The organism is Rhodococcus sp. EPR-134, assembly GCF_001647205.1.
In the GTDB taxonomy this organism is placed as follows: domain Bacteria; phylum Actinomycetota; class Actinomycetes; order Mycobacteriales; family Mycobacteriaceae; genus Rhodococcus_F; species Rhodococcus_F qingshengii.
In genome coordinates this window covers 1-7,338 of sequence record NZ_LVCT01000585.1, presented here as the reverse complement: position 1 = coordinate 7,338, position 7,338 = coordinate 1, and the positions used below count along the sequence as shown (strand labels likewise).

The 7,338-nt window shown below is 63.2% G+C and carries 6 protein-coding genes; 4 read left to right on the top strand and 2 right to left on the bottom strand.

The window, feature by feature from the left end; all coding sequences use genetic code 11:
* Nucleotides 1–258 precede the first annotated feature (258 nt).
* Together A2J01_RS25755 and A2J01_RS25750 are read left to right on the top strand one after the other, a co-directional pair.
* Nucleotides 259–786 carry a peptidylprolyl isomerase gene (locus A2J01_RS25755; RefSeq protein ID WP_007729190.1) on the top strand — a complete coding sequence of 176 codons (528 nt, stop codon included), beginning with the start codon at nucleotides 259–261 and terminating at the stop codon, nucleotides 784–786.
* Between the two features lie 17 nt (nucleotides 787–803).
* Nucleotides 804–1,748: a rhomboid family intramembrane serine protease gene (locus A2J01_RS25750; protein ID WP_030536709.1), complete on the top strand. Its 945-nt coding sequence runs from the start codon at nucleotides 804–806 to the stop codon at nucleotides 1,746–1,748.
* A gap of 31 nt (nucleotides 1,749–1,779) precedes the next feature.
* Here A2J01_RS25750 and A2J01_RS25745 read toward each other — a convergent pair whose 3' ends face one another.
* On the bottom strand, nucleotides 1,780–2,307 hold the full coding sequence (locus A2J01_RS25745; protein ID WP_064113885.1) for a lipoprotein LpqH: 528 nt from the start codon (nucleotides 2,305–2,307) through the stop codon (nucleotides 1,780–1,782).
* 304 nt (nucleotides 2,308–2,611) lie between these two features.
* On the opposite strand from A2J01_RS25745, the gene A2J01_RS25740 reads away from it, so the two are divergent.
* Nucleotides 2,612–3,955: an MFS transporter gene (locus tag A2J01_RS25740; RefSeq protein WP_064113884.1), complete on the top strand. Its 1,344-nt coding sequence runs from the start codon at nucleotides 2,612–2,614 to the stop codon at nucleotides 3,953–3,955.
* On the opposite strand, the gene A2J01_RS25735 is transcribed toward A2J01_RS25740, so the two are convergent.
* Nucleotides 3,946–5,811, bottom strand: coding sequence for a helix-turn-helix domain-containing protein (locus A2J01_RS25735; protein ID WP_064113883.1), 1,866 nt, complete (start codon nucleotides 5,809–5,811; stop codon nucleotides 3,946–3,948). The genes A2J01_RS25740 and A2J01_RS25735 overlap by 10 nt on opposite strands.
* Before the next feature lie 139 nt (nucleotides 5,812–5,950).
* On the opposite strand from A2J01_RS25735, the gene A2J01_RS25730 reads away from it, so the two are divergent.
* The gene (locus A2J01_RS25730) at nucleotides 5,951–7,318 is read left to right on the top strand and encodes an FAD-binding oxidoreductase (protein ID WP_231915910.1); all 1,368 of its coding nucleotides are present in this window, start codon (nucleotides 5,951–5,953) and stop codon (nucleotides 7,316–7,318) included.
* Nucleotides 7,319–7,338 lie beyond the last annotated feature (20 nt).

The window sequence follows — 7,338 nt, the reverse complement described above, 5'->3', positions numbered from 1 at the left end:
CACCGCAGCGATGCGGCGAGCGTTGTCGGCTGCCTCGGACTCTTTGATGCGAGCCGCTGTCTCTTCGAGGTAGGCGGCAGTCTCGTCGAAGGTGTCCTCGACGCGGGCGCGCGCGTGATCGAAGGTGTCGGGCAACTGCGTGCTGAGGGACTCGGTCACTCGTGTCATGACTTCACTGTGCCATAACAGTGGGGCGAGGACAGGGAGACTTTTGCGGGGCGACATCCGCGAGAACGCCGGCAATGGCACGATGGTGGTGTGACTTCAACTCATCAGACCGCAACCGCAACGCTGCACACGAACCGCGGCGACATCAAGATCGCTCTGTTCGGCAACCATGCGCCGAAGACCGTCGAGAACTTCGTCGGCCTCGCCGACGGCTCGAAGGAGTACACCACCGCAAACGCCGCCGGCACCAAGACCGGCCCGTTCTACGACGGTGCCATCTTCCACCGCGTCATCGACGGCTTCATGATCCAGGGTGGCGACCCCACCGGAACCGGCACCGGCGGCCCGGGCTACAAGTTCGGTGACGAGTTCCACCCGGAACTGCAGTTCGACCGCTCCTACCTGCTGGCCATGGCCAACGCAGGCCCGGGAACCAACGGCTCGCAGTTCTTCATCACCACCGGCCCGACGCCGCACCTGAACCGTCGCCACACCATCTTCGGTGAGGTTCTCGACGACGATTCCAAGAAGGTTGTCGACGCTATCTCCTCCACCGCCGTCGATCGTGGCGATCGTCCGGTCGAGCCCGTCGTGATCAACAGCATCACCATCTCCTGAACAGGTAAAACAAGCAGATGACGAACCCCGGTTGGGGCGGCGGTGCGAGTGAGGGCATCCCGCCCCAACCGCGGTGCGTCCGCCATCCAGATCGACCCACCGCACTTTCCTGCAATCGTTGTGGACGTCCGGCGTGCCCGGACTGCCTCCGCGAGGCGGCGGTGGGATACCAATGTGTTGACTGTGTAGCTGCCGGCCAACGCGATGTCCGCCCCGTTCGGGGCGTCGCCGGAAACACCGTGAGCCCCGCCCGTGCGATCCCGATCGTGACGTACACCTTGATGGGGCTCAACGTCCTGGCGTTCCTCGCCACCTTCGCGCAGTCGCGAAGCATCATGAACAATCAGGTCGGCTCGTCGATCTTCGCGAACTGGGCACTCAATCCGGGTCTGGTCGCCAGCGGTGACTGGTTCCGGCTCATCGGCTCCGGGTTCTTGCACTTCGGCATCTTGCACCTCGCGGTCAACATGTACGCCCTCTACATCCTGGGCCGCGACACCGAAATCGTGATGGGCCGCTCGAGGTACATCGGCATCTACCTGGTTTCGCTTCTCGGCGGTTCCGCCTCGGTGATGGCATTCCAGCCGGTGTTCTCTTCGCTCACGGCCCTGTCCTGGACTGCTGGGGCGTCGGGTGCGATCTTCGGCATCATGGGCGCACAGGCCGTCCTTCTATTGCGTTTGCGTCGAAGCCCGGTCCCGATCATCTCGGTGATCGCGATCAATGTGATCATCAGCATTTCGCTGCCCGGGATCTCGTTCTGGGGTCACGCGGGAGGTCTGGTGGCAGGTGCCGCAACGGCCGCTGCATTCCTGTACGCCCCACAGTGGTTGGGCGCCGGTGAGAACCGCGTGAAAGCAGTGCGGATCGGCTGGATCGCTTTTGGTGCCGTCACTGTGGTGACGTTGGGAGTCATCGTGCTCCGCGTCGTCCAACTGCGCGAACAGTTGGGAATCAGCTAGCAAGAATCCTAGGGCCCAGCCGTTCTATGGCTCAGCCGCCGATGATGGACTCGCAGGCGAACGTGATCTCGAAGCTCGACGTCTCCGTCGGGTTGCCCTTGTCCCGGGCGCCGATTCCCTCGCCCGTCACCACGAAGGTATTGCCGTTCTGCTTGGCACTGGCAGATCCGCCGGGCAGTCCCGGTGCGTATCCGGCGGTGTACGGCAGACCGTTCGATCCACCCTCGCTTCCGGCGATTCCAGCAGTCTGAACCGTGCCCGATTCATCGACGATGGCTGAGACGGTCAACATGCCGTAGGTGGCATTTTCCGCGTCGAGCAGTGTCATAACTGTCGTGCCGCCGTCCTTTGCGCACTTCGTCTCGAATTTGGCGTCGAGCGTCTTCCCGCCGACGGTGGCCGAGGATGTAGCGGACGAGGCGCCGGCAGCGCTCTTGTCGGAGTTGGTCTTGTCGGAGTCGCTGCCGCAGGCGGAGGCGAATAGAGCGACCGCCGCGAGGGTGGCAGCGACTGCGGTGGAGGACCGGCGGGTCATCGTGGTCCGAACCAACTTCGTCATGTTCTGTCCTTCAAGTCATGCGGTGCGTCCGCACTTGCTCTGGCTGTTTCGCCGACAACACTAGCCAGTGACTTGGTGCTCGTAGCTCTAAAACCCCAGCTCAGACGGGTTTGTCGCCTTCGACTGTTCAGGGACGTTCGTCGGGCGGCCCGGGATCATCTGCCGGATCTTTGGGAGCAATCGCACATGCAGAGACGGCTTCTGTAGAGATTGTCCACATAGGTTGGGCTCGGTCGTGCTTCTACTGTGGCTTGAGTCACTTCGTAGATAGCAACGCTGACCTTTTCCGAGGAGTACCCCTGCAATGACCTCCACCGATAGCACCACCACTGACGGTGGGGTTGCGCCGAGCGAGATCGAAACTCGCGTGGTGAAGAAGGTAGCGCGCCGGCTGATTCCCTTCCTGATCCTGCTCTATTTCGTGAACTATCTGGATCGTACGAACATCGCTTTCGCCAAGCTCACCATGAGCGCCGACCTCGGTATGACCGAGACGATGTTCGGGCTCGCATCCGGTCTCTTCTTCGTCGGCTATCTGCTGTTCGAGGTGCCGAGCAACCTGGCCCTGCACCGCTTCGGCGCCCGGCTGTGGATCGCGCGGATCATGCTCACCTGGGGCATCCTTGCCGCTGCGCTGGCATTCGTGCCTAACGTGGGCAGCCTATATTTCCTCCGCATTCTGCTGGGCATCGCCGAGGCCGGCTTCTTCCCCGGAGTTCTTCTCTACCTGACCTTCTGGTTCCCGAAGAAGTACCGCGTACGCCTGATGGGCTTGTTCCTGCTGACACTTCCGCTCTCGTCGGCGCTCGGTGCCCCGCTTTCGGCCGCAATCATCCAGTACGGCGACGGACTGTTCGGCCTCGCCGGATGGCGCGTGATGTACCTGATCGAGGGTCTGCCCGCCGTGATCTTGGCGTTTGTCGTCTGGTTCTACCTCACCGATCGTCCCGCCGACGCAAAGTGGTTGACCCTCGAGGAGCGCACCTGGCTGATGAAGTCCATGGCGGACGAGGAAAAAGAACTCGGCGACGCTGGTCACCAGTCGGCCGGTAAGACCCTGCGTGATCCCCGCGTCATCGGTTTCGGTCTGGTCTACTTCGGAATCACGTACGGGCTATACGCTTTGAGCTTCTTCCTGCCCAGCATCGTCGCGGGATTCAAGCAGACGTTCGACACCGATTTCTCGCTCGTCGAGACAGGCCTGATCGTGGCCGTCCCCTACGCGATCGGCGCTGTCGCGATGGTGCTGTGGAGCCGCCATTCCGACAAGACCGGTGAACGAATGTGGCACGTTGCAGCCCCGACGCTCCTGGGCGCGGTATCCATTCCGATTGCGCTGTACCTGGATTCACCGTTCACCGTCATGATCGCGGTCTCGCTCACCGCCGTCGGCGTGCTGTGTGCACTCCCCGTATTCTGGTACCTTCCCACCACGTTCCTGACGGGTGCCAGCGCGGCCGCGGGCATCGCCATGATCAACTCGATCGGCAATGCGTCGGGCTTCGGTGCTCCGTACATCACCGGCTGGCTCACCGATGTGACCGGAAATGCCAAGGCAGGACTGTGGGTGGTGGGCGCCGTGATGCTCTGTGCCGCAATCCTTGTGGTGGCGCTGGCAAAGCGATCGAGCAAGCCCGTTCAGATCTGACCGAGTTTCCCGGCACTGGCACGCAGCCGGATCAGGAGCGCAAGATCGAGCGCCTGGTCCGGCTGACGCCACTGTGTACCGATCAACCTGTCGATCGACTCGAGCCGTTGGTACAGAGTGTTGGCGTGAATCGCGAGCGCGGCGGCGGTCGCAGAATGCTTGCAATTGTGTGACAGGTACGACGCGAGGGTGTCCAATAGCGGAACGCCGCGTCGTTGCTCCTCCTCGAGGAGAGGACCGAGGGACCGCTGCGTCAGCGATTCGAGTTCTTCGCGGCCGGTGCGGCTGAGGAGAATTCGGTAGATACCGAGTGAACTTGCCGGCTCCACGTGGGAGGCCCGCCCGAGAGTCTCGAGGACGTCGACGGTGTGCTGTGCCTCGACATAGGCTCGCGCCAGAGCTTCCGCTCCCACCGCGGGATCGGCGATTCCGACGGTCGGGTTCTCCGCCGGCTGAACCCACGCCGCCGCAACTGCTGCCGGTGACATTCCGGGAATCAGTGCGATGACTCGTGAACCATGTTCGGCAACAACGGTTCCCGAGGGGAATGCAATTTCCTCGATACTGCGACGCGCACGGTCGACGGCGTCGGCCGGGCGGGCCACCACGACGGTGTACGAGCGGTCAGGATTGAGCCCGGCCAGGCGGAACTGACCGGTGACCTCGGCCGGCGTCGGCGCAGGCCTGGTGATCAGATCGACCAGAAATGCATCGCGTGCTCGGCGGGTGGCTTCCCGGGCTGCCCGTTCGCCGACCAGTGCCAGCGCAATGGCGGGAGCAGACCTTTCGAGTGCCAATCTCATGGCGGCGGTGGGTTCCTGGCGCGAGAGTAGGAACAGAACTCCGAGTTGGTCACCGGCACTGCGTACTTCGGTGGCGAACAGGAACTGCTCACCGACGATAAGCGTCACTTCCTGCTCGCGTCGGTCGGCGGCAAGGATGTCGAAGACCCGATGCGCGCTCTCGCTCACCCGTTGCAGTCCCGGTGGGATCTCGGATGTTCCGGTCACGAAGAACACGGGCGAGCCCGTCGACGCCGAGGTTTCCTCCACGAGTTCGCGAACACCGCCGCCGCGCAGGACAACCTGAGTGAGCGAACGATCCCAAGTCAGTGTCTGTTCGAGAAGTGCTGTGCGCTTGGCAAGTTCGGTGTTCGCGGCGTTCACTTCCGCAACCGTCGCGCGATAGCGTTCGAGAGAGCGGGCATTCTCGATGGCCACCGAGGCATGGGCTGCGAGGGCGGACAGCAACGCAACTTCCTCGTTGCCGAATCGGCGCTCTTGACGTTTGCACGCGCACAGGGCACCCAGGATCTTGCCGTTCAAGGTCAGCGGCACAGCCAGCAGGCCGCGCATGTTCTCGGCTCGCGCTGCGTCGTCGGCCGGTCCGATGTGTGCAAACGAGGGATCGTTTCGGTAGTCGGGGGACCAAGCAGGAGAAGAGTTCTCGACCACGCGACCGATCAGACCTTCGCGGAAGGGAACCGTGAGGCCGAGCAATTGGGAGGTGTACGCACCGCTCGTGACTTCGATGATCAAGATGTCGTCATGAATGAGAGCAAGGTACGAAAGGTCGACGCCGAGTAGTCGTTTGGCCTGATCCACGATCTCCTGCAGGAGGGCGTGGTGATCGTGCATCGTGGTCAGCAGCGACGCGATGTCGTTGAGTGCCCCGAGTTCGGTGGCGCGCTGTCGGCGCTGAGCCAGGAGACTTCGTAGTTGAAGCGCCGATCGGGCTTCTCGCTCGATCTCGGCGGCGACCTCGGGGCCTGACCCAGCGGCCAACTGATCGCGGTGTTCGATCAGTTCCTCGGTGGATGCCTCGGCCAGGAGAAGCTGTAGCCAGTTCTCGTGCATCCGCGCTCCCTTGTCAGACCAACTCGTCAGACCAACTCGTCTGACCAAAGATGAGTATGGAGAGAATGTCCATACGGTTTCCGGTTTCTCGGAGTAAATCTACATGGGGTGGTGTAGCGGCCGTCACTATCGTGGAGGCATGACACTCCTCGAGGCGCTCGGCTCGCAGATCGATGCGGATCGACTGATCACCGACCCCGACATCATGGCGAGCTACATCCACGACGACGCCGAGTGGGCTCCCTACGAGATGCCTGTCGCAGTGGTCCGCCCGCGCACAGCCGAGCAGGTACAGACAGTTGTGCAGGCGTGCATCGCCCACGGTGCGCCCGTCGTCACGCGCGGCGCCGGAACCGGTCTGTCGGGCGGAGCCAACGCAGTCGCCGGCGGCGTCGTGATCGCCTTCGACGCGATGAACGCCATCAAGGAGATCAACACCCTCGAGCGTTTGGCCGTGGTCGAACCCGGAGTGGTCAACGATCACCTCCGCGACGCCTGCGCTGAGCACGGCCTCTGGTATCCACCCGATCCGGCGAGCGCACCCTGGTCGACGATCGGCGGCAACGTCGCGACCAATGCCGGCGGCCTGTGTTGCGTCAAGTACGGCGTCACCAAGGACTACGTACTGGGCATGCAGGTGGTCACCGGAACCGGTGAGCTGGTTCGACTCGGGCGTCGAACTGCCAAGGGAGTGGCTGGGTTTGATCTCTCGGCGCTCATGGTCGGCTCCGAAGGCACTCTCGGGGTGATCACCGAGGTGACCGTCAAGCTTCGTCCTCAGCGCGATCCCGAACGCACCATCGTCGGATACTTCGACTCCATCGTTGCTGCGGGCAAGGCCGTCGAAGCCGTCGCCGCAGACGGTCTCACGCCGTCGGCCCTCGAGTTGATCGATCGGCAGTGTCTCCTTGCCGTCGATGCCTGGAAGAACATGGGCCTCTCGGCTGACGCCGAGGTGGTCCTGCTCGGCCGCATCGACACACCTGGCGAGATCGGCGACGCCGAAGCCGAGCGAATGTTGGCCTGCTTCAACCGCTCTGGAGCTACCTGGAGCGCCAGATCCACCGACCAGGAGGAAGCCGACGCCCTGTTCTCCGCCCGGCGTCTGGCATACCCCGCCCTCGAGCGGCTCGGCCCGGTGCTCACAGAGGACATCTGTGTCCCCAAGGCAGCGGTCCCGGAGATGTTGGCACGGATTGAGGCCATTTCGGCCCGGCACGACACGCACATCGCGAACATCGCGCACGCGGGTGACGGCAACCTGCACCCGCTGCTGATCACGCCACACGACGACGAAGCGGCGCGGAAGCGCGCTCAGGCCGCTTTTGCCGAGATCATCGACAACGCCCTCGAGTTGGGCGGAACCGTCACCGGTGAGCACGGCGTCGGCCTACTGAAGATGGGTGGCCTGGAACAGGAACTGTCACCGGCCGTCGTCGCGATGCATCATGCAATCAAGGGCGCACTCGACCCTCACGGAATCATGAACCCGGGCAAGGTGATCTGAAAGGCTGGCTCCGTAACCGA